This window comes from Streptomyces verrucosisporus (assembly GCF_017114865.1).
Lineage (GTDB): Bacteria > Actinomycetota > Actinomycetes > Streptomycetales > Streptomycetaceae > Streptomyces > Streptomyces fenghuangensis.
Map to the genome: position 1 here is coordinate 179,720 of NZ_JADEYH010000007.1, position 24,595 is coordinate 204,314.

General features: G+C 74.5%; 21 protein-coding genes. 5 read left to right on the forward strand and 16 right to left on the reverse strand.

The features are described from left to right. Positions 1 to 8: 8 nt before the first annotated feature. From scpB to pyrG, 8 genes are all read right to left on the reverse strand, one after another. Positions 9 to 683 carry an SMC-Scp complex subunit ScpB gene (gene scpB / locus IQ279_RS11340; protein WP_241027932.1) on the reverse strand — a complete coding sequence of 225 codons (675 nt, stop codon included), beginning with the start codon at positions 681 to 683 and terminating at the stop codon, positions 9 to 11. Next, positions 680 to 1,861: a segregation/condensation protein A gene (locus IQ279_RS11345; protein WP_206348260.1), complete on the reverse strand. Its 1,182-nt coding sequence runs from the start codon at positions 1,859 to 1,861 to the stop codon at positions 680 to 682. Before IQ279_RS11345 ends, scpB begins: the two co-directional genes overlap by 4 nt. A 26-nt stretch (positions 1,862 to 1,887) precedes the next feature. Then, positions 1,888 to 2,517, reverse strand: coding sequence for a hypothetical protein (locus tag IQ279_RS11350; protein ID WP_307792309.1), 630 nt, complete (start codon positions 2,515 to 2,517; stop codon positions 1,888 to 1,890). Beyond that, positions 2,514 to 3,653, reverse strand: a complete 1,140-nt coding sequence (locus IQ279_RS11355) for a ParA family protein (RefSeq protein WP_206348262.1) — start codon at positions 3,651 to 3,653, stop codon at positions 2,514 to 2,516. Before IQ279_RS11355 ends, IQ279_RS11350 begins: the two co-directional genes overlap by 4 nt. A 504-nt stretch (positions 3,654 to 4,157) precedes the next feature. Further along, positions 4,158 to 5,273 (reverse strand): alanine dehydrogenase, encoded by a 1,116-nt coding sequence (gene ald, locus IQ279_RS11360; protein ID WP_206348296.1) that lies wholly within the window; start codon positions 5,271 to 5,273, stop codon positions 4,158 to 4,160. A gap of 181 nt (positions 5,274 to 5,454) precedes the next feature. Further along, positions 5,455 to 7,635, reverse strand: coding sequence for a tetratricopeptide repeat protein (locus IQ279_RS11365; RefSeq protein WP_206348263.1), 2,181 nt, complete (start codon positions 7,633 to 7,635; stop codon positions 5,455 to 5,457). 114 nt (positions 7,636 to 7,749) lie between these two features. Next, positions 7,750 to 8,370 (reverse strand): NUDIX domain-containing protein, encoded by a 621-nt coding sequence (locus IQ279_RS11370; RefSeq protein ID WP_206348297.1) that lies wholly within the window; start codon positions 8,368 to 8,370, stop codon positions 7,750 to 7,752. A gap of 51 nt (positions 8,371 to 8,421) precedes the next feature. Further along, on the reverse strand, positions 8,422 to 10,122 hold the full coding sequence (gene pyrG / locus IQ279_RS11375) for a CTP synthase (protein WP_206348264.1): 1,701 nt from the start codon (positions 10,120 to 10,122) through the stop codon (positions 8,422 to 8,424). 439 nt (positions 10,123 to 10,561) lie between these two features. Between pyrG and IQ279_RS11380 the strand changes: the two genes are divergently transcribed. Then, complete coding sequence (locus IQ279_RS11380; RefSeq protein ID WP_206348265.1) at positions 10,562 to 12,373, forward strand: glycoside hydrolase family 15 protein; 1,812 nt, start codon at positions 10,562 to 10,564, stop codon at positions 12,371 to 12,373. Between the two features lie 194 nt (positions 12,374 to 12,567). Next, the gene (locus IQ279_RS11385; protein ID WP_206348266.1) at positions 12,568 to 13,602 is read left to right on the forward strand and encodes a LacI family DNA-binding transcriptional regulator; all 1,035 of its coding nucleotides are present in this window, start codon (positions 12,568 to 12,570) and stop codon (positions 13,600 to 13,602) included. A 54-nt stretch (positions 13,603 to 13,656) separates the two neighbouring features. On the opposite strand, the gene IQ279_RS11390 is transcribed toward IQ279_RS11385, so the two are convergent. The 5 genes from IQ279_RS11390 to IQ279_RS11410 all read right to left on the reverse strand — a co-directional run bounded on the left by IQ279_RS11390 (position 13,657) and on the right by IQ279_RS11410 (position 19,027). Beyond that, a complete protein-coding gene (locus IQ279_RS11390; protein WP_206348267.1) occupies positions 13,657 to 14,817 on the reverse strand; it encodes a glycosyltransferase family 4 protein in 1,161 nt (386 codons plus the stop codon). Positions 14,818 to 15,021: 204 nt separating this feature from the next. Further along, entirely contained in the window at positions 15,022 to 16,773 is a 1,752-nt protein-coding gene (gene recN, locus IQ279_RS11395; RefSeq protein ID WP_206348268.1) for a DNA repair protein RecN, read from the reverse strand. Between the two features lie 133 nt (positions 16,774 to 16,906). Beyond that, positions 16,907 to 17,794, reverse strand: a complete 888-nt coding sequence (locus IQ279_RS11400) for an NAD kinase (protein ID WP_206348298.1) — start codon at positions 17,792 to 17,794, stop codon at positions 16,907 to 16,909. Between the two features lie 77 nt (positions 17,795 to 17,871). Further along, positions 17,872 to 18,702: a TlyA family RNA methyltransferase gene (locus IQ279_RS11405; RefSeq protein WP_206348269.1), complete on the reverse strand. Its 831-nt coding sequence runs from the start codon at positions 18,700 to 18,702 to the stop codon at positions 17,872 to 17,874. A 7-nt stretch (positions 18,703 to 18,709) separates the two neighbouring features. Further along, positions 18,710 to 19,027 carry a hypothetical protein gene (locus IQ279_RS11410; protein ID WP_206348270.1) on the reverse strand — a complete coding sequence of 106 codons (318 nt, stop codon included), beginning with the start codon at positions 19,025 to 19,027 and terminating at the stop codon, positions 18,710 to 18,712. 71 nt (positions 19,028 to 19,098) lie between these two features. Here IQ279_RS11410 and IQ279_RS11415 point away from each other — a divergent pair, with 71 nt between their 5' ends. Then, positions 19,099 to 19,446, forward strand: coding sequence for an SCP2 sterol-binding domain-containing protein (locus tag IQ279_RS11415; RefSeq protein WP_101258265.1), 348 nt, complete (start codon positions 19,099 to 19,101; stop codon positions 19,444 to 19,446). 89 nt (positions 19,447 to 19,535) lie between these two features. Continuing rightward, positions 19,536 to 20,279: a class I SAM-dependent methyltransferase gene (locus IQ279_RS11420; RefSeq protein ID WP_206348271.1), complete on the forward strand. Its 744-nt coding sequence runs from the start codon at positions 19,536 to 19,538 to the stop codon at positions 20,277 to 20,279. 98 nt (positions 20,280 to 20,377) lie between these two features. Here the strand turns inward: IQ279_RS11420 and IQ279_RS11425 are convergent, their stop codons facing one another. Further along, positions 20,378 to 21,445: an HAD hydrolase-like protein gene (locus IQ279_RS11425; RefSeq protein ID WP_206348272.1), complete on the reverse strand. Its 1,068-nt coding sequence runs from the start codon at positions 21,443 to 21,445 to the stop codon at positions 20,378 to 20,380. Between the two features lie 77 nt (positions 21,446 to 21,522). Between IQ279_RS11425 and IQ279_RS11430 the strand changes: the two genes are divergently transcribed. Further along, positions 21,523 to 22,833, forward strand: a complete 1,311-nt coding sequence (locus IQ279_RS11430) for a DUF1015 family protein (protein WP_206348273.1) — start codon at positions 21,523 to 21,525, stop codon at positions 22,831 to 22,833. A gap of 71 nt (positions 22,834 to 22,904) precedes the next feature. On the opposite strand, the gene IQ279_RS11435 is transcribed toward IQ279_RS11430, so the two are convergent. Both IQ279_RS11435 and IQ279_RS11440 read right to left on the reverse strand, forming a co-directional pair. Further along, the gene (locus IQ279_RS11435) at positions 22,905 to 23,756 is read right to left on the reverse strand and encodes a tetratricopeptide repeat protein (RefSeq protein WP_307792311.1); all 852 of its coding nucleotides are present in this window, start codon (positions 23,754 to 23,756) and stop codon (positions 22,905 to 22,907) included. Beyond that, entirely contained in the window at positions 23,687 to 24,349 is a 663-nt protein-coding gene (locus IQ279_RS11440) for a hypothetical protein (RefSeq protein WP_206348274.1), read from the reverse strand. The genes IQ279_RS11435 and IQ279_RS11440 overlap by 70 nt, the downstream gene beginning before the upstream one ends. Positions 24,350 to 24,595 lie beyond the last annotated feature (246 nt).

The following is a 24,595-nucleotide window of genomic DNA, read 5'->3' on the forward strand; positions in this document are numbered from 1 at the left end:
AACTGTCTCTAAGTCTGGGAATCGCCGCTGTCGTCCACGTCGAACGACGGCACGCCCTCCTGGCTCTCGGCCTCGACCGCGTCCGCCTCCGGGAGGAAGGGCGCCAGTTCCGGAAGCTCGTCCAGACCGCGCAGGCCCATCCGCTCCAGGAAGTAGTTCGTCGTCCTGTACAGGATCGCACCTGTTTCGGGTTCGGTGCCCGCCTCCTCGATCAGCCCGCGCTGGAGGAGGGTGCGCATGACCCCGTCGCAGTTCACACCGCGCACGGCCGAGACCCGCGAGCGGCTGACCGGTTGACGGTACGCGACCACGGCCAGTGTCTCCAGCGCGGCCTGGGTCAGCCGGGCCTGCCGGCCGTCCAGGACGAAGCCCTCGACGGCGTCTGCGTACTCGGGGCGGGTGTAGTAGCGCCAGCCTCCGGCGACCAGCCGCAGGTCGAAGCCGCGCCCCTGCCGGGTGTACTCGTCGGACAGTTCGCGCAGCGCCACGGCGATCGCGCGGCGGGGGCGCCGGAGCACCTTGGCCAGGTGCTCCTCGGTGGCCGGCTCGTCGACGACCATCAGCACCGCCTCCAGGGCGGGCTTGAGGTCCAGCTCGGCGACGGCGAAGGCGCCTGCCGGCGGGTGGGGCTCCCCGGCCGCTTCCGTGCCCGCGCCCGGGTCCGTTCCCGTGTCCGTACTCATCCGAGGCCGTCCTTCCCGTCGTCGCCTGTGCTCCTGCCCGCGCCGTCGCCGGCGTCGAACTCGTCGGTGACCAGCGGCCGCGTCGCCTCCCCGCCGCTCCAGCGCACGGTGAGACCGCCGAGCGCCTCCTGCTGTTCGAGGACGACCGCGCGCTCGCGGTAGAGCTCCAGCAGCGCCAGGAAGCGGGCGACGACGGTGAGTGTGTCGGCCGCGTCCTCGGTGAGCGAGGCGAAGCTCGCCTCGCCCAGCTCCCGCAGCCTGGCGACCAGGACCTCCGCCTGCTCGCGCACGCTGACCAGGGGGGCGTGGATGTGGTCGACGTAGACCTGCGGCTCCGGCCTGGGCTGCATCGCCTTGACCGCGAGTCGGGCGAAGCCCTCGGGACCGATGCTGATGACCACCTCGGGCAGCAGCTCGGCGTGGTGCGGCTCCAGTCCCACCGTACGCGGGTGGCGGCGTGCCTCGGCGGCCAGGCGGCCGTCGAAGATCTCGGCGACCCGCTTGTACGCGCGGTACTGCAGCAGCCGGGCGAAGAGCAGATCGCGCGCCTCCAGCAGGGCGAGGTCCGCCTCGTCCTCGACCTCGGCGGCGGGCAGCAGCCGTGCGGCCTTCAGGTCGAGCAGGGTGGCGGCGACGACCAGGAACTCGGTGGTCTGGTCGAGGTCCCAGTCGGGGCCCATGGCGCGGATGTGCGCCATGAACTCGTCGGTGACCTTCGACAGGGCGACCTCGGTGACGTCCAGCTTGTGCCGGGAGATGAGCTGGAGGAGGAGGTCGAAGGGGCCTTCGAAGTTGTCCAGGACCACTTTGAAACGGCCGTCGCCGGGTTCTGCGGCCCCGTCCGTGCCCTCTTCCTCCCGGGCCTCGGGCTCCCCGTCCTCTCCGTGCCCCGGGCTCTTACCGGGCGGCGGCTGCCGTACTTCCTCCGGTCCGGGCTCGGGCTCGGATCCGCGCGGGGAGACGTGCTCGGACTCGGGCTCGCGCGGCGGGCCGGGCCCGGGTCCGGCGGCGGGGGCCGGGCCGGGCGGAGCGGCCGGTTCCGGCTCTCCCGGGGGCTCGGGCCCGGAGGCCACCGGAGGTGCGGGAGATACCGGAGCGGCCGGCGCCGCCCCCGGCCCCCGGCCCAGTGGGCGGCGGGAGCGCCGGGGGGTCGGCGCGGGGTCGTCGGCGGTCGGCATCGCCGGGCAGGCTACCGCCCCGCGGGTCAGCGGCCGCGCAGGCGGCGCACCAGGATGCTCGCGTCGCCGCGTGCCTCCAGGTCCGCGAGGACCACGGCGACCGCCTCGCGGACGATCCGGCCGCGGTCCACGGCCAGGCCGTGCTCGCCGCGGAGCACCAGCCGGGCGTGCTCGAGGTCCATCAGCTCCTCGGCGGAGACGTAGACCGTGATCTTCTCGTCGTGGCGCTCGCGCCCGCTGGGGCGCCGGGCCGCGGGCCTGCCGCGCCGGGGCGCCGCGGCGCCAACGGCCGTACGGCCCCTGCCCTGGCCCCGGGCCGCGCCCGCGGCGGGCTGGGCCGGGGGCTGGCCGGCGCCCCGGCGGGTCTCCGCCGTGTCGCGGCCGCCGCGCCCGGCGTTCTGGCCGGGCAGCGGGGGCTGCCGGAGTTCGCGGCCGCCGGTCTCCGGGGCTCCGGCGGCGCCCGCCGTACGCTCCGGGCCGTCGCCGTCGCCGTCGCCGGTGGGGGCGGGCTCTGCCGCGGTGCCCTGCTCGCCCGCCGGGGCGGGGAGCCGGGCGGCGGCGGATGCGTCGCCGCCGGTGTGCTGCTGGGGGGTCGACGGCTGGACCGGGGACCCTCCGGTGGAACGGAACAGTTCGTCGGCTGCCGGGAGACTCACTCGGCGTGGCACCGGGCGAGCACCTCCCTGGCGAGCTGGCGGTAGGCGGCGGCGCCGACGGAGTTGGAGGCGTAGGTGGTGATCGGCTCGCCGGCGACCGTGGTCTCCGGGAAGCGGACCGTGCGCCCGATGACGGTGTGGTACACGTTGTCGTCGAACGCCTCGACCACGCGCGCGAGCACCTCTCTGCTGTGCACGGTGCGCGAGTCGTACATCGTCGCCAGGATGCCGTCGAGCTCCAGTTCCGGGTTGAGTCGCTCCTGGACCTTCTCGATCGTCTCGGTCAGCAGCGCCACCCCGCGCAGCGCGAAGAACTCGCACTCCAGCGGCACGATCACCTTGTGCGCCGCGGTCAGCGCGTTGACGGTGAGCAGGCCGAGGGACGGCTGGCAGTCGATGACGATGAAGTCGTAGTCGGGCAGCAGCGGCGTCAGGGCGCGCTGGAGCGTCGACTCGCGGGCGACCTCGCTGACGAGCTGCACCTCGGCCGCGGACAGGTCGATGTTGCTGGGCAGCAGGTCCATGCCCGCCACGGCCGTCTTCAGCAGCACCTCGTCCGCCGACATACCCCGCTCCATGAGCAGGTTGTAGACGGTCAGGTCCAGTTCCATCGGGTTGACGCCGAGGCCGACGGAGAGGGCGCCCTGGGGGTCGAAGTCCACCAGCAGCACCCGGCGGCCGTACTCGGCGAGCGCGGCGCCCAGGTTGATGGTCGAGGTGGTCTTGCCCACCCCGCCCTTCTGGTTGCACATCGCGATGATCTTCGCCGGGCCGTGCTCGGTGACCGGGCCCGGGATCGGGAAGTACGGCAGCGGCCGGCCCGTGGGCCCGATGCGCTCACGGCGCTGGCGGGCGGCGTCGGGCGCGAGGGTGGCCGCGTACTCGGGGTCGGGTTCGTACTCCGCGTCGGGGTCGTAGAAGTGCCCCTCGGGGAGTTCCTCGTAGTGGGGGTCCGCGTGGTCGGCCGGCCGGCCGGTCTCGCCGCCCCTGCGGTCGGCGGCCATGGCGTTCGCTCGGTGGCCGTCCATGCTCTGATTGGCTGTCATGCTCGCCTGGTTCTGGTGGGCTGCGAAAGTCTGGACAGCGACGGAGCCGACGGCTTCGAGTCCCGGGGGGGCTTCGCCCCGCGAAGGCATTCCCGGTCGTCCACCTGGGGGAGTAAATGTCGACTCATTCACAAGTCGTCCTACCTCCTTGGTGACCAGGAAACTTCTAGACAGGTCAGCGTGGCACCATGCCGATGATTGGCGACTCTATGGCGTGTCGGCCGTCCGCAGCAACACAATCCGCCGCAGACGGCCGGATGTGTCGGCAACCATGTACCCGTCTGTCAAGGGTGTAACAGCCGCGCGGGCGAGGCCTTCCGGGGGCGCGAAAGGGGCGAAGTACGACGATCGCGGCGAGTTGACGCCGTGTCGGCCCGGCACGGGCCCCGCCTCGGGGTCGAACTCCGGTCATACAAGGGAAACCGCCGACCGGCACCCGGGAGGCCCGGGTGCCGGTCGGCGGAACGGCGGTGACGGTGTTGACGGGTGGTGTTGACGCACACCGTTGACCGTCACCGGCACTTCATATGACGACTTGTCTACTCCGTCGGCAGCCCGCCGACCGGCCCGACCGCCGGCCGGCCGGCCGGGCCGTCAGCCGAGCAGCGAGGCCAGCTCGCGCGCCGGCAGCCCGTGCGCCTCGGCGACCGGGCCGTAGGTGACCTCGCCGTCGTGGACGTTGAGGCCTCCGGCGAGCACGGGGTCGCGGCGCAGGGCGTCGCGCCAGCCGAGGTTGGCCAGCTCGACGATGTACGGCAGCGTGGCGTTGGTCAGCGCGTACGTCGAGGTGCTCGGCACCGCGCCGGGCATGTTGGCGACGCAGTAGAAGACCGAGTCGTGGACGGCGAAGGTCGGCTCCGCGTGGGTGGTGGGACGCGAGTCCTCGAAGCAGCCTCCCTGGTCGATCGCGATGTCCACCAGGACGCTGCCCGGCTTCATCCGCGACACCAGCTCGTTGGTGACCAGCTTCGGCGCCTTGGCGCCCGGGATCAGCACCGCGCCGACGACCAGGTCGGCGTCGAGGACGGCCTTCTCCAGCTCGTACGCGTTGGAGGTGATCGTCCGCACCCGTGTGCCGAAGATCCGGTCGGCCTCGCGCAGCTTGCGCACGTCCTTGTCCAGCAGGGTGACGTGGAAGCCCATGCCGACGGCGATCTGGGTGGCGTTCCAGCCCGAGACGCCGCCGCCTATGACCACCGCACGGCTCGGCGCGACACCCGGCACGCCGCCGGGCAGCACTCCGCGGCCGCCGGCCGAGCGCATCAGGTGGTAGGCGCCCACCTGCGGGGCGATCCGGCCCGCGACCTCCGACATGGGCGCCAGCAGCGGCAGCGCGCGGTCGGCGGTCTCCACCGTCTCGTAGGCGATGGCGGTGGTGCCCGAGCGCAGCAGCGCGTCGGTGCACTCGCGGGAAGCGGCCAGGTGGAGGTAGGTGAACAGCGTCTGGTCCTTGCGCAGCCGGTGGTACTCCTCGGCGACCGGCTCCTTGACCTTCAGCAGCAGTTCGGCGGTGGCCCACACCTCGTCGGCGCCGTCCAGGATGACGGCGCCGGCCTCGGCGTACTCCCGGTCGGGGATGGAGGAGCCCTCACCGGCGCTCCGCTCCACGTGGACCTGGTGCCCGTTGCGTACGAGCTCGTGCACACCGGCCGGGGTGATGGCCACGCGGAACTCGTTGTTCTTGACTTCGCGGGGGATGCCGACCTTCACGTCGATCACGGTCCTTGTCTCATGGGGTGTCATGGTTGCGGAATGGACCGGGGCCCACCCCACCGCACCGGTACATGGGGTAAATGTCGGATGCGGTCGAGCGGCCGCAGCTCGGCCAGTTTAATGAAGGGTTTCGCCCTGTCCAGCCTTGCAAAGGGTCAATTTTTGCGAGGATCGCTATCTATTTCGCAGGCCGACTGTCGCTCTCGGCGGCGCGCGGGGCTTCTTCCAGCATCCACCGCGCCACCGCGGGACGCGAACGGGCGCCGTCTCCCCCGCCCCCGTGCCCGGTCCCCGGACGCCCCCACCTCAGGGCCCGGCGGCGAGTGCGCCGGGCCTCCTCGGCGCGGCCCGCGTACTCCTGGACCCTGGCCACCTCCTCCAGCGCCCGTGCGTACGACTCGCCGTCCCGCAGCCGCCGGCAGGCCGCGGCGCAGGCCCGCCAGGCCCGCAGGGCCTCCTCCCAGCGCCCCTCGCGCAGATACGCGGCCCCGATCAGCCCGTGCAGCCGGGCCTCGTCGGCCGGCTCGCCGCGGGTCTGGCACAGCGCCAGCGCCCTGCCGTACCAGTCGCCGGCGCGCCGGTCGTCCCCCAGGCGCGCGTAGGTGTCGCCCAGGGACTCCAGCGCACGCGCGGCCGCCGCCGCGCTCCGGTCGCCACCGCGCCCGCCGTCGGCCCGGGCCGCTTCCAGCGCGGCGCGGTAGCGCGTCAGCGCCCGGTGCGGGCGGCCCGCATGGGCGTCGAGGTCGCCGAGGTCGAGCAGGATCGCGGCGCGCTCGCCGTGCAGTCCGCGCCGCTCGGTGACCGGCAGCAGCAGTTCGTGGAGCCGGTACATCTCCGGGGCGGCCGACTCGGGTCCCGCGTGCGCGGTCAGGGCCCCGGCGAGGGCGGCGGCCAGCCGCCGGGCCAGGGTGTCCAGTTCCCCGTCCGCAACGGCGGTGCGGGTGGCCGCGCGCAGGCCCGGCAGCCGGGGGCCGAGCCAGGCCGCAGCGGCGGCGCGGCTTTCGAAACGCAGGGCGCGCGGCAGCCCGGCCGCCGCCCGGCGGGCCGGTGAACCGGGCGGCTCGGCCGCGGCCCGGCAGGACCGCAGCAGCCGCACCGACCGCTCCAGTACCCGCGCCCGGGCCAGTCTCACGTCCTGGGGGCGCTCCCGCTCCTCCAGCACGGCCGCGAGGAAGGGGGCGAGGCAGCCCGGGACGGTGTACAGCCCCGGGGTGGCGGTGGTGCGCAGCAGACCGAGTCCGGTGAAGGCCTCCAGCGTGGCCGCGGCCTCGTCCGCCCGGCAGCCGGCGAGGGCCGCGGCGGTGTGGGCGTCGGCGAGTCCGGCCGGGGCGAGCGCCAGCAGGCGCAGGAAGCGCGCGGCGAAGGGCGGCAGCGAGCCGTGGACCAGGTGGAAGGCGCGGGCCAGCGGCCGGGCGACCGGAGCGGGACGGGTGCGGGGGCCGGGGACGGCGGCTCGCGCGGGGCCGGGCGGGCCATCGGCAGGACGGCGGGGATGGCCGCCGGGCACCCGTCCCGACGCGTCCTCGGGTTCGTGGGCGTCGTCCGCCGCACCGCCGGGGAGGTCGTCGGGGAGGGCCGCGAACCGCCGGGCCGCCTCGGCCACGGACGCCATGGGGTGGGCCGCCAGCCAGCCCCCGACCAGGGCGAGCGCCGCGGGACGCCCGCCGCAGGCCTCGGCCAGGGCCTCCGCCGCACGCGGGTCGACGGTGATGCGCGGGGTGTCTCCGGCCCGCTGCTCCAGCAGGGCGACGGCCGCGGCCGTGTCGAGCCCCTCCAGCGTGCAGGGCCGCACGTCCGAAATGCCGGTCATCGGGCCGCGGGAGACGGCCAGCACGAGGCAGCCCCGGCTGTCGGGCAGCAGGCCGTGAAGCTGCTCGGGAGCGGCCACGTCGTCCAGCACAAGCAGGACGCGGCGGTCCGCCAGGGCGGCGCGCAGCGCCTCGGCGAGCTCCGCGTCCCCCGCCCCGGCGACAGACGCGGCCGCGGGCCCGCCGGCCGTGCCGCGGACGGCGGGCAGAGCGCGGAGCAGATCGCGGGCGGTGCGTTCGGTGGGGACGGGGGTGCCGTCCGGATCGCTGAGCCGGGCGCGCAGGATCCCGTCGGGGTAGTCGGCGGCCACCCGCCGCGCGAACTCCTCCGCCAGCGCGGTGCGGCCCGAGCCGGGCCGGCCCGCGACGAGCAGGACACGGCAGCGGGCCGAAGGGCGGCCGGAGAGGGTGTCCGGCCCGGCGTGTTCGGCGTCGGCGCGCAACCGGTCCAGTTCGCGCCGCCGTCCGAGGAGACCGCCCGCCGCCCCGCCTCCGTCCACGGCTCCGGCGGACGGGGCCGGCCCGCCGGTGTGCACCGCCTGATCCGTCACGGCTGGAAGGGTAGTTCACCGCGGACGGTCCGCACCGGCGCCGCGTGCTCGGGGCGCGGAGCGGCCGCTCCGCGCCCCGAGCACGCTCACATTCCGGCCGTCACGGCCGGCCCCTCATGCCTCGAAGGGCCTGGCGGGCCAGGGCGCCTCGGCCGGGCGCAGGGCATCCAGGCCGCCCTCGGTCCGTGCGGCGGTCAGCGCCAGGACACCGGTCACCAGGCAGTTGTTGTGCAGGTCCCCCGCCAGCGCGCCGCGCACCAGCTGCGCCAGGGGTACGCGGGCCACCTCCATGTCCGACTCCTCGTCGCTGACCTCGAAGCGCTCGCCCTCGGCGTCGAACAGACCGCGGGCCAGGAAGACGCGCACCGCCTCGTCGCAGCCGCCGGGCGAGGTGTAGACGTCGATCAGCACCCGCCAGTCCTCGGCCTTGACGTGCGCCTCCTCGTACAGCTCGCGCCTGGCGGCGCCCAGCGGGTTCTCACCGGGTACGTCGAGCAGGCCGGCGGGGATCTCCCACAGCTTGTGCCGCACCGGGTGCCGGTACTGGCTGATCACCAGCACCCGGTCCTGCTCGTCGAGGGCGAGGACGGCCACCGAGCCGGGGTGGACCTGGTAGTCGCGGGCGGCGACGGAGCCGTCCGGCATCACCACACGGTCGGTGCGCACGCTGGTCTTGACACCCTCGAAGGGCGTCTCGGAGGCGGTGACCCGCCACTGCTGCGGGACGTCCCGCAGCGCCTGTCCGTCCGCGGGCCCTCCGGCCCTCCCGTCCCTGTCCACCACGGCTCAGGCCTCCCGGCCCGCCGCGGCGGAGGCGGCCCGGGGGGCCGCGCCGGAGTCCATCTGCCGCTTCACGGCCGCGCCGACCAGGCCGGCGAAGAGCGGGTGCGGGCGGGTGGGCCGGGAGCGCAGCTCGGGGTGGGCCTGGGTCGCGACCAGGTAGGGGTGGGTCTCGCGCGGGTACTCGACGTACTCCACCAGCTTGTTGTCCGGGGAGGTGCCGGAGAACACCAGACCGGTCTTCTCCAGCTCGGCCCGGTAGGCGTTGTTGACCTCGTAACGGTGGCGGTGGCGCTCCTCGACGTACGGCTCGCCGCCGTAGACCTCGCGCACGATCGAGCCCTCGGCGAGCTTGGCCGGGTACATCCCCAGCCGCATGGTGCCGCCCAGGTCACCCTCACCGGCGACGATGTCGAGCTGCTCCTCCATGGTGGAGACCACCGGGTGGGGCGCGGCCTGGTCGAACTCGGTGGAGTTGGCGCCCTCGATGCCGGCCAGGTTGCGGGCGGCCTCGATGACGATGCACTGCAGGCCCAGGCACAGGCCCAGCAGCGGGATGCCGTTCTCGCGGGCGTAGGTGATCGCGGCGACCTTGCCCTCCACCCCGCGCTCGCCGAAACCGCCGGGGATGCAGATCGCGTCCACGTCGCCGAGCTGCTTCCTCGCCCCGCCGGGGACGCGGCAGTCGTCGGAGGTGACCCACTTGATCTTCACGCGGGCGTTGTTGGCGAAGCCTCCGGCGCGCAGTGCCTCGGTGACCGACAGATAGGCGTCGGGCAGGTCGATGTACTTGCCGACCAGCGCGACGGTCACCTCGTGGTCGGGCTGGTGGACGCGGCGCAGCAGGTCGTCCCACTGGGTCCAGTCCACGTCGCGGAAGGGCAGGCCCATCCGGCGCACCACGTAGGCGTCCAGGCCCTCGGTGTGCAGCACCTTGGGGATGTCGTAGATCGACGGGGCGTCCTTGCAGGCCACCACCGCGTCCTCGTCCACGTCGCACATCAGCGAGATCTTGCGCTTGATGGAGACGGGCACATCGCGGTCGGCGCGCAGCACGATGGCGTCGGGCTGGATGCCGATGTTGCGCAGGGCGGCGACCGAGTGCTGGGTGGGCTTGGTCTTCAGCTCGCCGGAGGGCCCGATGTAGGGCAGCAGCGAGATGTGGACGACGAAGACGTTGTCGCGGCCGACCTCGTGCCGCACCTGGCGCACGGCCTCCAGGAACGGCAGCGACTCGATGTCGCCGACGGTGCCGCCGACCTCGGTGATCACCACGTCCACGTCCTCGGTGGCCATCCGGCGGATGCGGTGCTTGATCTCGTTGGTGATGTGCGGGATGACCTGCACGGTGTCGCCCAGGTACTCGCCGCGCCGCTCCTTGGCGATGACCGTGGAGTAGATCTGGCCGGTGGTGACGTTGGCGGAGCCGTCGAGGTCGACGTCGAGGAACCGCTCGTAGTGGCCGATGTCCAGGTCGGTCTCGGCGCCGTCGTTGGTGACGAACACCTCGCCGTGCTGGAAGGGGTTCATCGTGCCGGGGTCGACGTTGAGGTACGGGTCGAGCTTCTGCATGGTGACCCGCAGTCCCCGCGCCTTGAGCAGGGCGCCCAGGCTGGAGGCGGTCAGGCCCTTGCCGAGCGAGGAGGCGACACCCCCGGTGACGAAGAGGTGCTTGGTCGTCATGGATGTCGAGGATCGAGTCGGCATGGCCAAGAGGGGGCTCCCGTGGTCGCGAGGTGACGTGCGCTGCGGCCGCCCCGGCCGGACCGGTTCGGCCGGCGGGGGTGCCGTCGCTGCGGTTCGGGGGTTGTTGTGCCCTCCGCTCCACGGGCTACCAGGGTATCAGCGGCGCGTCCGGGCTGCCGAGGCGCGGCCCACCGCCGGCCCGGACCATGGCACAGTTACCGGGGCGGCTGGCAGGGCGCCCGCTTGTGCGACGGTCCCGGCGGTCGTCGCCGAAGCCGTACACCGCGGTTGTCAATCACCGGATTGTTGTCACCCGGAAGGCCCCATCACCCCTAAGGTGACCTCGGCGCGGAACATCTGGCCGCGTCGTATCCTGCTCAGACTGTCCGCGCGGGCCCGCCCGTGCGGACAGGACGGAAGACCGCACGTCCCACGGGGCGTAGCCACTGTTCGACTGGAGATGCTCGTGGCCGGGCGCATCGAGGATTACGCACTCATCGGGGACATGCAGACCGCCGCCCTGGTATGCCGGGACGGTTCGGTGGACTGGCTGTGCCTGCCCCGGTTCGACTCGCACGCCGTCTTCGCCGGGCTCCTGGGCACCGAGGAGCACGGCTTCTGGCGCCTGGGTCCCGCCCACCCCGCCGGCCAGGAGCCGCCGGCGGCCAGCCGCCGCCGCTACCGGGGCGATTCCCTGGTTCTGGAGTCCGAGTGGGACACCCCGCGCGGGACGGTGCGGGTGATCGACTTCATGCCGCCGCGCGAGCACCACGCGCCGCAGCTCATCCGCATCGTGGAGGGGGTCAGCGGCCGTGTGCCGATGCGCTCGGCGCTGCGGATGCGGTTCTCCTACGGCTGGGTGGTGCCGTGGGTGCACAAGGTGGACGGCCGCACCGTCGCCGTGGCCGGCCCCGACTCCGTGTGGGTGGACTCCGAGGCCGACACCTACGGCGAGGACCTGACCACCTACGCCGACTTCACCGTCGCGCCGGGCGACCGGGTGGCGATGACCATCAGCTGGCAGCCCTCCCACAAGGAGCCCCCGGCGCCGGCGGAGCCGGAGGCGTCCCTGGCGGCGACCGAGGACTTCTGGCGCGACTGGGTGCGCCAGTGCACGTACCACGGCCCCTACCGGGAGGCGGTGGTCCGCTCCCTGATCACGCTCAAGGCGCTCACCTACGCCCCGACCGGCGGCATCGTCGCGGCCCCCACCACCTCGCTGCCCGAGCACATCGGCGGTGTGCGCAACTGGGACTACCGCTTCACCTGGCTGCGCGACGCGGCGATCACGCTGTCGTCGCTGCTGCGCACCGGCTACCGCAGCGAGGCGCTGGCCTGGCGCGAGTGGCTGCTGCGCGCGGTCGCCGGCGATCCGGAGAACCTGCAGATCATGTACGGCATCGCCGGCGAGCGCGAGCTGGGCGAGACGGAGCTTTCCTGGCTCCCCGGCTACGAGAACTCCCAGCCGGTGAGGGTCGGCAACGGCGCCGCCTCCCAGCTCCAGCTCGATGTCTACGGCGAGGTCATCGAGGCCCTGCACCTGGCGCACATGACCGGTCTGGCGCGCAACGACTACGCCAGCCTCCTGCAGATCAAGCTGATCACCTACCTGGAGGACCACTGGAACGAGCCGGACGAGGGGATATGGGAGGTGCGCGGCCCGCGCCGCCACTTCGTGCACTCCAAGGTCATGGCCTGGACGGCGGTGGACCGCACGATCCGCCTGATCGAGTCCGGTGAGGCAGACGGCCCGCTGGAGCGGTGGCGCGCGCTGCGCGACGAGATACACCGCGATGTCTGCGAGAAGGGCTACGACCCCGAGCGGAACACCTTCACCCAGTCCTACGGGTCCAAGGAGCTGGACGCCTCCCTGCTGCTGATCCCGCAGGTGGGCTTCCTGCCGCCGGACGACAAGCGGGTCATCGGCACCATCGAGGCCATCCAGCGCGAGCTGTCCACGCCGGACGGCTTCGTGCTGCGCTACCCGACCTCGGGCGAGCACGCGGGGCTGGACGGGCTGGAGGGCGACGAGGGCGCGTTCCTGGCCTGCTCCTTCTGGCTGGCCGACGACCTGGCGATGATCGGCCGGGTGGAGGAGGCGCGCCGGCTCTTCGAGAAGCTGCTCTCGCTCCGCAACGACCTGGGGCTGCTCGCGGAGGAGTGGGACTCCCGCCTGGGACGCCAGGTGGGCAACTTCCCGCAGGCGTTCAGCCACGTTCCGCTGATCGACACCGCCCTGCGGCTGACGGCCTCGGGGGCCTACGGGGGCTGACGGCCCGCCCGCCCGCGCGACCGCGCGCGGCACCGCCCGGTGACGTCCGTCTCCCGGACGCGCCGGGCGGTGCCGCGCCACGGTGCTGTAGAACGTACGGCGGGGTCGTGAAAGCGCTCTCACTCGCAGAGTGGACCGGCCCCCCGCGTCCGGCGGTAGCGTCGGGATTCCGCGAGAGAAGGAGTTGTTCGCCCGTGCACGGTCCCAGACCCACCCTCGAAGCGGTCGCCGCCCACGCCGGGGTCTCCCGCGCCACCGTCTCGCGCGTGGTCAACGGGGGCGCCGGTGTCCGCAAGTCCCTGCGGGACCGGGTCCAGGCGTCCGTGGCGGAGCTGGGCTACATCCCCAACAGCGCGGCGCGCAGCCTGGTCACCCGACGCACCGGAGCCGTCGCCGTGGTGATCGCCGAGCCGGAGACCCGGGTGTTCTCCGACCCCTTCTTCGCCCAGCAGTTGCGCGGCATCAGCCGCGAGCTGGCGGCGTGCGACACGCAACTGCTGCTCATGCTGCTGGAGGGCCGCACGGACTACGACCGCATCGGCCGCTATCTGGCGGGCGGGCACGTGGACGGCGCGCTGATGTTCTCGCTGCACCGGGACGACCCGCTGCCGTCCATGGCGAACGCCTCCGGCCTGCCCACGGTCTTCGGCGGGCGGCCGGGCTGGCCCGGCGCCGAGGACGACCCCGAGCTGCTGTACGTGGACACCGACAATCGGGGCGGCGCCCGGCAGGCGGTGGAGCACCTGCTTCAGCGGGGGCGGCGGCGGATCGCGGTGATCACCGGCCCGCTGGACCAGACCTCCGCCCTGGACCGGCTCGACGGCTACCTCGACGCCCTGGGCCTGTCCGAGCCCGACCCCGCCCTGGTCGCCCACGGCGACTTCACGGCCGAGGGCGGCGAGCGGGCCATGGCCGAGCTGCTGGACCGCTCGCCCGTTCCCGACGCGGTGTTCGCGGGCAACGACCTGACGGCCACGGGCGCACTGCGGACGCTGCGCGCCCGCGGGCTGCGGGTGCCGCAGGACGTGGCGGTGGTCGGCTACGACGATCTGGAGCAGGCCGCCTGGGCCGAGCCCGCGCTGACCACCGTGCGCCAGGACATCCAGGGGATGGGCCGGATGATGGCGGAGCTGCTGCTGCGGCGGCTCGGGCTGGGCGGCGCCTCCGGCGGCGAGCGGCCGGCCCCGGTCGTCACCCCCGCGCAACTGGTCGTCCGCGCCTCCAGCTGACCCGGCCGTGCACGGAGCCCGGCCGGGGGCCGGACACGGCGGAGGTCCGGGCGGTCAGCTTCCCTGTGCCAGCTCGTCGTACACGCTCAGCACCTGGGCCACCGTGTCGTCCTCGCTCGGCCAGGTGGCGGCCTGGGCGCGCCCGGCCTCGGCCAGCCCGCGGCGCCGGGCGGGGTCGCCGAGCAGTCCGGCGACCGCCTCCGCCAGCGCGTCCGCGTCGCCGTAGGGAACCAGCAGCGCGGCGTCGCCGACCAGTTCCGGCAGACCGCCCACCGCGCTCGCCACCAGCGGCACCCCGGCCCGCAGCGCCTCCTGCGCCACCACCGCCCTGCCCTCCCAGCGCGCGGGCAGCACGGCGACATCGGCGGCGGCGAGCAGTTCCAGGGCGTCCTCGCGCCGCCCCAGCAGCCGTACCGGCAGTTCCTCGGCCTCGATGCGGCGCTGCAGCGCGGGGCGCGTCGGCCCCTCACCGGCGATGGCCAGCAGCGGCTGCGGTTCCAGCCGGCGCCAGGCCCGGGAGGCGGTCAGCAAGGTGGTGTGCCCCTGACGGGGGACGAGCCGGCCGATGGCGAGGATCAGCGGACGGCCGGTGACGCCCAGTTCGGCCCGGGCCTTCTCCCGCGCCGCGTCGTCCGCCCCGCCCGGCCCCTCCCCGTACCTCCCGCCCGGCCATCCCCCGTACCTCTCGCCCGTCACGGCCACGGTCACCGGAGCCAGCCGGGCGTCGCGGGCACCGTGGCGGCGGGCCCGGTCCACCAGATCCGAGGTCGTGCCGAACACCACCCGCGCGGCCCGCACCACCCGCCGCTCCAGCAGCCGCATCAGCCGGGCCCGCACCCCCGCCGGCTGGACCCGGGCGTGCCAGGTGACCACCAGCGGTGTCCGGCGCCGTCCGCACAGCGCCAGGGCGGCCGGCGCACCGGCGCGCATCCCGTGGGCGTGCACCACAGCGGCGTCCGCGCACACCGCGCGCAGCACCGCGGCCGCCTCGGGACCGGTGCCGCAGGACAGGGGAACGAAGTGGGCGCCAAGACCGGTGAAGCCGTAGTCGGGTTCGGTGCCCGGCGGCGCGCAGACGGTCACCCGCACCCCCCGCGCCACCAGCCCGGCGGTCAGGGAGCGCACATGTGCGCAGACGCGGGCGCTGCCGCCGCCGATCACCTGCACGACGTGCAGCGGCGGCCTGCCGTGCGGTGGAACCGGGGTGGTCTTCACTGGGTGCCGGGGCTCCTGGGGTGAGGGCTCGAAGGATTCGGACGGCTCGGACCGGCGGGCCCGCCCCGCCGGGCCGCGGATCACGCACAGCAGCGTACGGCGTACAGGCGGTGCGGCGCCTCCAGGATGCCACCCCGGCCCCGGCGGGACGCCACGCCGTACGGGTGAAACACCAGCGGCCGGAACGGGGCCCGAAGCCCGGCGTCAGATGCCGGAGCGGGCCGCCTCCAGCAGTTCCTCGGCATGGGCGCGGGCGAGTTCCGAGTCCTCCTGCCCGGCCAGCATCCGGGACAGCTCGCGCACCCGGTCCTCGCCCCGGAGGGTCTTCACACCGCTGCGCGTCACCGAGCCGTCGGAGGTCTTCTCCACCACCAGATGCCGGTCGGCGAACGCCGCGACCTGCGGGAGGTGGGTGACGACCACGACCTGCGCCGACTTCGCCAGCCGCGCCAGCCGCCGCCCGACCTCCACGGCGGCCCGGCCGCCCACACCGGCGTCCACCTCGTCGAAGAGATAGGTCGGCACCGGGGCGGTGCCCGCGAAGACGACCTCGACGGCGAGCATCACCCGCGACAGCTCACCGCCGGAGGCGCCCTTGGCGATGGGGCGGGGCGGGGCGCCGGGGTGCGGGGCCAGCAGCAGCTCCACCTCGTCCACGCCGTGGGGGCCGAAGGCGACCGGCCGCCCGTCCACCTCGATCCCCGACTCCTCGTCGGCCGTCTCGTGCCGGCGCAGCTCCACGGTGACGCGGGCGTGCGGCATGGCGAGCTCGGCCAGCTCGGCGGTGACCGCGTCGGCGAACCGCTTGGCGGCCTCCGTCCGAGCCTGGGTCAAACGCTGCGCGAGGGCGGCCAGTTCGGCGCGGAGCACATCCCGCTCGGCGGCCAGTTCCCCGATCCGGTCGTCGTCTCCCTCGAGCTCGGCCAGCCGGGTGGCGCTCTCCTCGGCCCAGGCCAGGACGGCGGCGGTGTCCTCGCCGTACTTGCGGGTCAGGTGGGACAGGACGGCCCGGCGCTCCTCGACCGCGGCCAGCCGCGCCGGATCGGCGTCCAGGTCGTCCGCGTACCCGGCCAGCTCCCCTGCCACGTCCGCCAGCAGGATGCCCACCTCACCCAGCCGGTCGGCCAGCGCCGCCAGCGCCGGATCGTGCGACCGCACGGCCTCCAGTGCGCGCTGGGCTCCGGCGACCAGCGCGCCCGCGTCCACCGACTCCGGATCGGCCGGATCGCCGGCCAGCGCGCCGTGGGCGGTGGCCGCGGCCGACGCCAGGGCCTCGGCGTGGCCGAGCCGCTCGGCCTCGGCGGCCAGCTCGGCGTCCTCGCCCGCCCGGGGCTCGGCCGCGGCGATCTCCTCCAGGCCGAAGCGCAGCAGATCGGCCTCCTGGGCGCGCTCGCGGGCACGCGTGGTCAGCTCGGCCAGCTCGGCGGAGACCGCGCGCAGCCGCCGGTAGGCCCGGCCGTACTCGGCCAGCGGGACGGAGACCGCCTCGCCCGCGTACCGGTCCAGCGCCTCGCGCTGCCGAGCGGGCCGCAGCAGGCCCTGCTGGTCCGTCTGGCCGTGCACCGCGACCAGGTCCTCGCCCAGCTCCGCCAGCAGTCCGACGGGCGCCGAGCGCCCGCCGACATGGGCGCGCGAGCGCCCCTCGGCCGAGATCGTCCGGCTGACCAGCAGTGCGCCCTCGTCCAGCTCCGCGCCCGCCTCCTCGGCGCGCCGCGCCGCGGGCGCACCGGGCGGCAGCACGATCCGGCCCTCCACCACGGCGGCCTTGGCGCCCACCCGCACCAGGGCGGCGTCCGCCCGTCCGCCGAGCAGCAGTCCCAGACTGGTGACGACCATGGTCTTGCCCGCGCCGGTCTCACCGGTCACCGCGGTGAAGCCGGGGGACAGCTCGACGACGGCGTCATCGATCACGCCCAGGGCCCGAATCCGCATCTCCTCCAACACGGATACGACCATACGAGGTTCCACGGCAGGATCCCCACTCACGGTCCGCACCACACGCCCCGCGCGCCCCCTCCTCCCCACCGCGCGCACACACGGCCGACCCGGCGGGTGCGGTCGGCGTGGCAAGCGGGCCGGCGCGGCGCGGTCAGTGCGGCGCCCCGCGCCACCCGGCCACCGGCAGGGCGAACTTCGCCACCAGACGGTCGGTGAAGGAGGCGTGGTGCAGCCGCGCCAGCCGCACCGGCACCGCGCTGCGCCGCACCTCCACCCGTGCCCCGGCGGGCAGTTCGGCGGTGCGCCTCCCGTCGCACCACAGGACGCCCCCCTGGGTCTGCGGCTGCACCTCGACGGCCAGCACCGAATCGGGCGTGGTCACCAGGGGCTTGGCGAACAGCGCGTGAGCGCTGATGGGCACCAGCAGCAGTGCCTCGACCTCCGGCCAGACCACCGGCCCGCCCGCGGAGAAGGCGTAGGCCGTCGAACCGGTGGGCGTGGCGCACACCACACCGTCGCAGCCGAAACGGGAGACCGGCCGGCCGTCGACCTCCGCGACGACCTCCAGCATCCGCTCGCGGGCGGCCTTCTCCACCGAGGCCTCGTTCAGCGCCCAGTCTCGGTGGACGACGTCCCCGTCGTTGAGGACGAGCACGTCGACGGTCATCCGCTCCTCCACCTCGTAGGAGCGCGCGACCACCCGCCGCACGACCTTGTCCAGGTCGTCGCGCTCGGCCTCGGCCAGGAAGCCGACCCGGCCGAGGTTGACCCCCAGCATCGGCACCCCCGAGGCGCGGGCGAACTCCGCGCCGCGCAGCAGCGTCCCGTCCCCGCCGAGCACGACGATCAGCTCGCAGCCCTCCACGGCCTTCTCGCAGGGCTCGCCGTCCGCCACTGTCCGCACGGACGGCGGCAGCGTCAGGTCGGCCGCCTCCTGGGCCAGGACGCGCGCGCCGATGCCGTTGCGCAGCAGCCCCTGGACGACGAGCTCGGCGCTGCGGACAGCGGCCGGACGGCCCGTGTGGGTGATCAGGAACACGGTCCGTCCGGCGTCCTCCGCGCTCCCGGCGGCCGGCGCGGTCCGTCCGGTCGTGCTCTGCTTCGTGCTCTGCGTGGTCACTGGGGGCCCTCCGCCACGGCTCGGTCGACATCGGCCGGGTCCAGTTCGGGTGCCCCGGCACGCAGCCACAGGAAGTACTCGACATTACCGGAGGGGCCCGGCAGAGGACTGGCGGTCACTCCGAGCACTCCGAAACCCAGTTCCGCGGCCTGGCCGGCGACGGTGCGGACCGCCTCGGCCCGCAGGGCCGGACTGCGCACCACACCCCCGCTGCCCAGCCGCTCCCGCCCCACCTCGAACTGCGGTTTGACCATCAGCACAAGATCGGCCCCGGGCGCCGCACAGCGCGCGAGGGCCGGCAGCACCAGGCCGAGCGGGATGAAGGACAGATCGCCGACCACGATGTCCACCGGCTCACCGCCGATCTGCTCCGGGGTCAGCTCGCGGACGTTGGTGCGGTCGCGCACCAGCACCCGCTCGTCGCTCTGCAGCGACCAGGCGAGCTGCCCGTAGCCGACGTCCACGGCCACCACCCGCGCGGCGCCGGCGCGCAGCAGCACATCGGTGAAGCCGCCGGTGGACGCCCCGGCGTCCAGCGCCCGCCGCCCGGCCACGGTCAGCCCGCGCGGGGTGAACGCCTCCAGGGCTCCGGCCAGCTTGTGGCCTCCGCGCGAGACGTAGTCGGGGTCGGCCGCGTCCTCGGTCACGACGACGGCCGCCCCGGTCTCCACCTGGGTGGCGGGTTTGGTCGCGGTGGCGCCGCCGACGGCGACCCGGCCCGCGGCGATGAGCCGGCCGGCGTGCTCGCGCGAGCGGGCCAGGCCCCGGCGCACCAGCTCCGCGTCGAGCCGGTTGCGCCGGCCGCGCTGGTTTCGTGACGCTGCCACGTGCGGTTCAGCTCCCGGGGTTGTGCGGCGCGCCCGGTGCGGGCGGCCCGGGTCGCTGGTCGAGCGCGGTCAGCGTGTCACGCAGCCCGCGGTGCACATCCTCGTACACCTCCAGATGCCCGGAGACGGCGAGGTGGTCGGCGTCCGCCAGGCGACGCAGCCGGGCGTCGACACCGGCGTCCCCGGTGGGGGTCACCCCCGCTCCCAGGGGCCTCGGCCCGCCGTCCCCGGCCGGGATCTCCTCCCCCGGCGCCGTTCCCGCGCCCACCGGGCCCTGTACTGCTGGTTCCGTCTCCGGCGCGGTGCCGGACATCGGCTCGTCCATGGTCACGACGCTACCGTGCGCGGCGTCCTGGGCGACGACGGGCACTCGCCCTGCGGTACCGTCGTGAGGCGATGGCGACCACACAGCAGTGCCGGACCGCGCTGGAGCGGCTGGCGAGGAACCTCGCGGACGCGGACGACGACGTGCGCAGCGCCGCCGCCCTGGAGCGCTCGGTCAGCTGCCATCTCACCGATCTGGACACCACCTTCACCGGCCGGCTCGTCCACGGCCGCATCGAGGACATGACCACCGTCCATGGCCCGCCCTCCGAGCGCGCCCAGATCAGACTGGCCATGACCAGCGACGATCTGGTCTCGCTGGTGGACGGACGGCTGAACTTCGCCCGGGCCTGGGCCCGGGGCCGCGTCAGGCTGGAGGCGGGCCTGCGGGACCTGCTGCGGCTGCGGTCGCTGCTCTGAGCGGTCCGGAGACCTCCCGGCCGGACGCACCGGCCGGGAGGCCGCGGGAACCGGGTGTGGGCGGGTTCCCGGACGGCGATGATGACCGCATGACCACCGCCTCCCACGCCCGCTCCTTCGACTCCGCCGCGGCCCTGTACGCCGCGAACCGCCCCTCCTACCCGCCCGCCCTCCTGGACGCCGTCGAGGAACTCTGGGGCCGCCCCATCACCGGCGCCCGCGCCGCCGACGTCGGAGCCGGCACCGGCATCCTCACCGCGCTCCTGGCCGCCCGCGGCGCCCGCGCCATGGCCGTCGAGCCCGGTGACGGCATGGCGGCCGAGTTCCGCCGCGCCCTCCCCGGCGTCCCCCTGGTGCGCGGCGACGGGGACCGCCTGCCGCTGGCCTCCGGCCGCTTCGACCTGGTCACCTACGCCCAGGCTTGGCACTGGACCGACCCGGGGCGGTCGGTGCCCGAGGCCATGCGTGCCCTGCGTCCCGGCGGCGCCCTCGCCGTCCTGCGCAACGACTCCGACGAGTCCGTCGGCTGGATCGCCGGCCAGGCCGCCCGGGTGCGCCGCTTCTTCGGCGCCGACCAGGAGACGGTGGAGGCGGCCCGGGCCCGCTCGCTGCCGTCCGGCCCCGGCTTCACCCGCCGACAGGTGCGCTGGTCCCGGCAGGTACCGCTGGAGACCCATCTGGCCAACCTCGCCAGCCATTCCGACTTCCTCGTCCTCGGCGGGAAGCGCGCCGCCGCCTTCCTCGACGAGGAACGCGAGCGGCTGGCGGCGCTCTTCCCGGACGGTGCGGTCGAGGAGTCCTACACCGCCTCGGCGAGCGTCGCCCTGCGCTGACCGCACCGCCCCGTGTCCGGGCCCACGGCCCGTGGCCGCGCCCGGCTCCTCCTGCCCGCGCGGGAGCGGTTACGGAGCCCCTGGCGCGGAGGCCGATATCACATTCCGAGGGCCGCCAGCGCCCCGTCCGCACCGGCCCGGCACACGCCCTCCCCGGCCTGCGTCCACGCGACCGCGCACAGCGCCCGCAGCCCGTCCAGCGGATCGTCCCCACTGCCCTCCAGCCGCAGCGCGCCGCCCTCCGCCGAAGCGGTCCAGCCGCCGCACAGGAACCCGCTCCGTCCCCCGTCGCGCAGCTCTTCCACCTCCGGCTGCGCCCGGTGCAGCGCCCGCAGGTCGGCGGCCACATATGTCGGCCGGTGCTTGGGGGGAGCGGCCAGCAGCTGCGCCGCGTCCGTGACACCGGTGAGCACCAGCAGCGAGTCCACACCCCCCGCGCACGCGCCCTCGATGTCGGTGTCCAGCCGGTCCCCGACCACCAGCGGCCGCCGCGCGCCCGTGCGCAGGATCGTCTCGCGGTGCATCGGCGGCAGAGGCTTGCCCGCCATCCTCGGCTCCGGTGCCGGGCGCATCCAGCGCGTCGCGATCCGCACCACCTCCACGGCCGCGCCGTTGCCCGGCGCGATGCCCCGGCCGCTGGGAATCGTCAGATCCCCGTTGGAGGCGAACCACGGCAGTCCGCGCCCCACCGCGATCGCCGCCTCCGCCAGCCGCCCCCAGGGCATCTCCGGCCCGCCGTACCCCTGCACGACCGCCGCCGGGCCGTCGTCCGCCGACTCCACCGGTTCCAGACCGCGCTCGCGCAGCGCCACCCGCAGCCCCTCCGCGCCCACGCACAGCACCCGTGAGCCGGCCGGCAGCTCCTCGGAGATCATCCGCGCCACCGCCTGTGCCGAGGTGACCACCTCACCCGGCTCGGCGGGCACCCCCAACCGCGTCAGGTGCCCGGCGACGGTCCCGGGGGTGCGCGCCGCGTTGTTCGTCACGTACGCCAGCCGCATCCCGGCCACCCGGGCCGCCGCGAGCGACTCGACCGCGTGGACGACCGCCTCGCCGCCCGCGTAGACCACACCGTCCAGATCGAGCAGCGCGGTGTCGTACACCCGGCTCGGCGGGGCTCCGCAGCCCTCCGGCCGGGTGCGTATCGGGCGGTGGTGTCCGTTCATCGTCGTCTCGCTCCTCGCGCCGGCGGTCTTCCTCCCCCGATCATCTCCCACCCGGCACACCGGCATAACATGCACCAATGCTGCGATCCCCGGGCCCCGAACACCCCTCGGGCGGCCTCCTCCTCGCCCCCTTCCGCGGCCTGCGCTACGCCCCCGACCGGGTCGGCAGCCTGGCCGCCGTGACATCGCCCCCCTACGACGTCGTGGTCCGGCCCGACGGCCTGCACCATCTGCAGACCGCGGACCCCCACAACATCGTGCGGCTGATCCTCCCCGAGGCCGCCGACCCGGCCGCCCGGCATCCGCAGGCCGCCCGGACCCTGCGCCGCTGGGAGGCGCAGGGCGTCCTCGTGCGGGACCCGGAGCCGGCCCTGTACGTCTACGAGCAGCGCCGGGGCGACGTGCTCCAGCGCGGCCTGATCGGCGCCCTGCGCCTGACCCCGCCGGACGAGGGCGTCGTACTTCCCCACGAGGACGTGATGCCGGAGGTCGTCGAGGACCGCGCGGCCCTGATGCGCGAGACCGCCGCCAACCTCGAACCACTGCTGCTGTCCTACCGCGGCGACGGCACCGCCACCGGCGCGACCGCCGTCATCGAGCGCGCCACCGGCAGACCCCCGCTGCTCTCCACCACCACCGAGGACGGCTTCTCGCACCGGCTGTGGGCGGTCACCGACGAGCAGGAGATCGCCGAGGCAGGGCGCGACCTCTCCCGCCGCCAGGCGCTCATCGCCGACGGCCACCACCGCTGGGCCACCTATCTGCGCCTGCGCTCCGAGCACGTCGGAGGGTCCGCCGGCCGGCACGGCTTCTGGGACCACGGCCTGGTGCTGCTGGTGGACACCGCCCGCTACCCGCTGCGGGTGCAGGCCATCCACCGCGTGCTGCCCCGTCTGCCGGTGACCGAGGCCCTGTCCCGGCTGGGGGGCGCCTTCCGCGTACGGACCGTCGACGGCCCGCTCCCCCACGCCCTGCGCACTCTGGAGACCACCCCCGGCAACGCCTTCCTGCTCACCGGCGACGGTGCCTTCCACCTGCTGCACGATCCCGGCCCGGACCTGCTCGCGCGCACCGTCCGCGACGGCCTTCCCGAGGAGTGGCGGCGGCTGGACGCCACGGTCCTGCACTCGGCCCTGCTGGCCGCCGTCTGGCACGTACCGGACAACTCCTCAGGGATCGGCTACCTCCACGACGCGGCGGCGGCCGTGGAGCAGGCCGAGCGCCTGGGCGGCTCGGCGGTCCTGATGCGCGCGGTCTCGGAGGAGACCGTACGCGGGCTGGCCCTCCGGGGCGTGACCATGCCGCGAAAGTCAACGTCCTTCGGCCCCAAACCGGCCACCGGCCTGGTGTTGCGTGCCCTCGACGGCCGGTCGGAAGAGGCTGCCTGACCGTACGGCGAGGGCGGGGCCTGTCCTTGGACAGGTCCCGCCCTCGCCGTACGACGCGCCTCAGAAGCCGCTCAGCGCTCTTCCTCCGCGCCCCGGTGGTCACCGCTCCGGTCACTGTCCCGGCCACGGCTCCCGTACCCGCTCTCCCGGTCCTCACCGCCGGCCTCGGCAGCCTCGGCGGGGCGCTCCCCGCTCGCCTTCTCCGGCCCGGGCACGCCCTCCAGGTCCGCCTCCGGGTCGAGCGCGTCCAGGAACTCCACACCGTCCAGCTGGGCCAGCCGGTCCGACGCGTCGGTCATCCCGCTCTGGTCCGCCTCCAGCGCCCTGGCGAACCACTCACGGGCCTCCTCCTCACGGCCCACGGCCAGCAGCGCGTCCGCGTACGCGTAACGCAGCCGGGCCGTCCACGGCTGTACGGAGTTCGACGCCAGCTCAGGGCTCTGGAGCGTGACCACGGCTGCCTCGGCCTGCCCCATGTCTCGCCGTGCTCCCGCCGCGACCAGACGCATCTCCACCTGTCCGGCCTTGTCGAGCTTCTGCACTTCCGGTTCACCGGCCATGGCGAGTGCCTTCTCCGGCCGACCGAGGCCACGCTCGCAGTCGGCCATCACAGGCCACAGGTGGGAAGAACCGGTCATCCGGCGGGCAGCCCGGAACTCGGCCAGCGCCTCGGCGTACTTCCCCACCCCGTAGGCGGCGAAGCCCGCGGCCTCGCGCACCGCGGCGACACGGGAGGCCAGCCGCAGCGCGACCCTGGCATAGCCGTACGCCTGCTCGGCGTCCTCGTCCAGCAGCTTCGCCACCATCACCAGATTCCTGGCGACATCCTCGGCGAGCGTCTTGGGCAGGCTCATCAGCTCCTGCCGCACGTCCTTGTCCAGTTCCTGTCCGGTGACGTCCTCCGGGATCGGCAACCGCTTGATGGGCTCCCTGTCCTGACCGCGGTCGCGCGGACGCTCCTCACGCCGGTAACCGGCTCCTCCGCCCTCGCGCCGCCCGCGGAACCCACCACGGTCATCGCGGCCCCGGCCACCGTCCTGGCCGTACGGGCGCCTTCCCCGCTCGTCGTCGCGGCGCGGACCACGCGGCCGCTCCTCCCGACGATCGTCACGCCGGAACGACGGCCGATCATCACGACGAAAACCGCCACGGTCGTCACGACGGTCACCACGCCCCTGGACCCGGTCATCGTCGCGGCGCGGACCACGCGGCCGCTCCTCCCGACGATCGTCACGCCGGAACGACGGCCGATCATCACGACGGAAGCCACCACGGTCGTCACGACGGTCACCACGCCCCTGGACCCGGTCATCGTCGCGGCGCGGACCACGCGGCCGCTCCTCCCGACGGTCATCACGCCGGAACGACGGCCGATCATCACGACGAAAACCGCCACGGTCGTCACGACGGTCACCACGCCCCTGGACCCGGTCATCGTCGCGGCGCGGACCACGCGGCCGCTCCTCCCGACGGTCATCACGCCGGAACGACGGCCGATCATCACGACGAAAACCACCCCGCCTCTCGTCACCGCTCTGGCGACGCGGCCTGTCCGAGCGCTCGGGCCGGCCCGACTGCTCCTCCGAGGAATTGGACATTGATGTGGCTCCTGTCTTGGGGTGATACACGTTCGATCTTGCACACAAACAGAAAAAGGACCCTTGGTCCCAGCATGTACGCTGGGACCAAGGGTCCTTCAAATATTGTTCGGCGGCGTCCTACTCTCCCACACGGTCCCCCATGCAGTACCATCGGCGCTGAA

Coding starts and splice junctions, on each gene's coding strand:
- IQ279_RS11425 (WP_206348272.1), bottom strand. CDS start 21,445: ATGAACGGACACCACCGCCCGATACGCACCCGGCCGGAGGGCTGCGGA.
- IQ279_RS11420 (WP_206348271.1), top strand. CDS start 19,536: ATGACCACCGCCTCCCACGCCCGCTCCTTCGACTCCGCCGCGGCCCTG.
- IQ279_RS11345 (WP_206348260.1), bottom strand. CDS start 1,861: ATGCCGACCGCCGACGACCCCGCGCCGACCCCCCGGCGCTCCCGCCGC.
- IQ279_RS11380 (WP_206348265.1), top strand. CDS start 10,562: ATGCTCGTGGCCGGGCGCATCGAGGATTACGCACTCATCGGGGACATG.
- IQ279_RS11355 (WP_206348262.1), bottom strand. CDS start 3,653: ATGCCTTCGCGGGGCGAAGCCCCCCCGGGACTCGAAGCCGTCGGCTCC.
- IQ279_RS11430 (WP_206348273.1), top strand. CDS start 21,523: ATGCTGCGATCCCCGGGCCCCGAACACCCCTCGGGCGGCCTCCTCCTC.
- IQ279_RS11410 (WP_206348270.1), bottom strand. CDS start 19,027: ATGGACGAGCCGATGTCCGGCACCGCGCCGGAGACGGAACCAGCAGTA.
- IQ279_RS11415 (WP_101258265.1), top strand. CDS start 19,099: ATGGCGACCACACAGCAGTGCCGGACCGCGCTGGAGCGGCTGGCGAGG.
- scpB (WP_241027932.1), bottom strand. CDS start 683: ATGAGTACGGACACGGGAACGGACCCGGGCGCGGGCACGGAAGCGGCC.
- pyrG (WP_206348264.1), bottom strand. CDS start 10,122: ATGCCGACTCGATCCTCGACATCCATGACGACCAAGCACCTCTTCGTC.
- recN (WP_206348268.1), bottom strand. CDS start 16,773: ATGGTCGTATCCGTGTTGGAGGAGATGCGGATTCGGGCCCTGGGCGTG.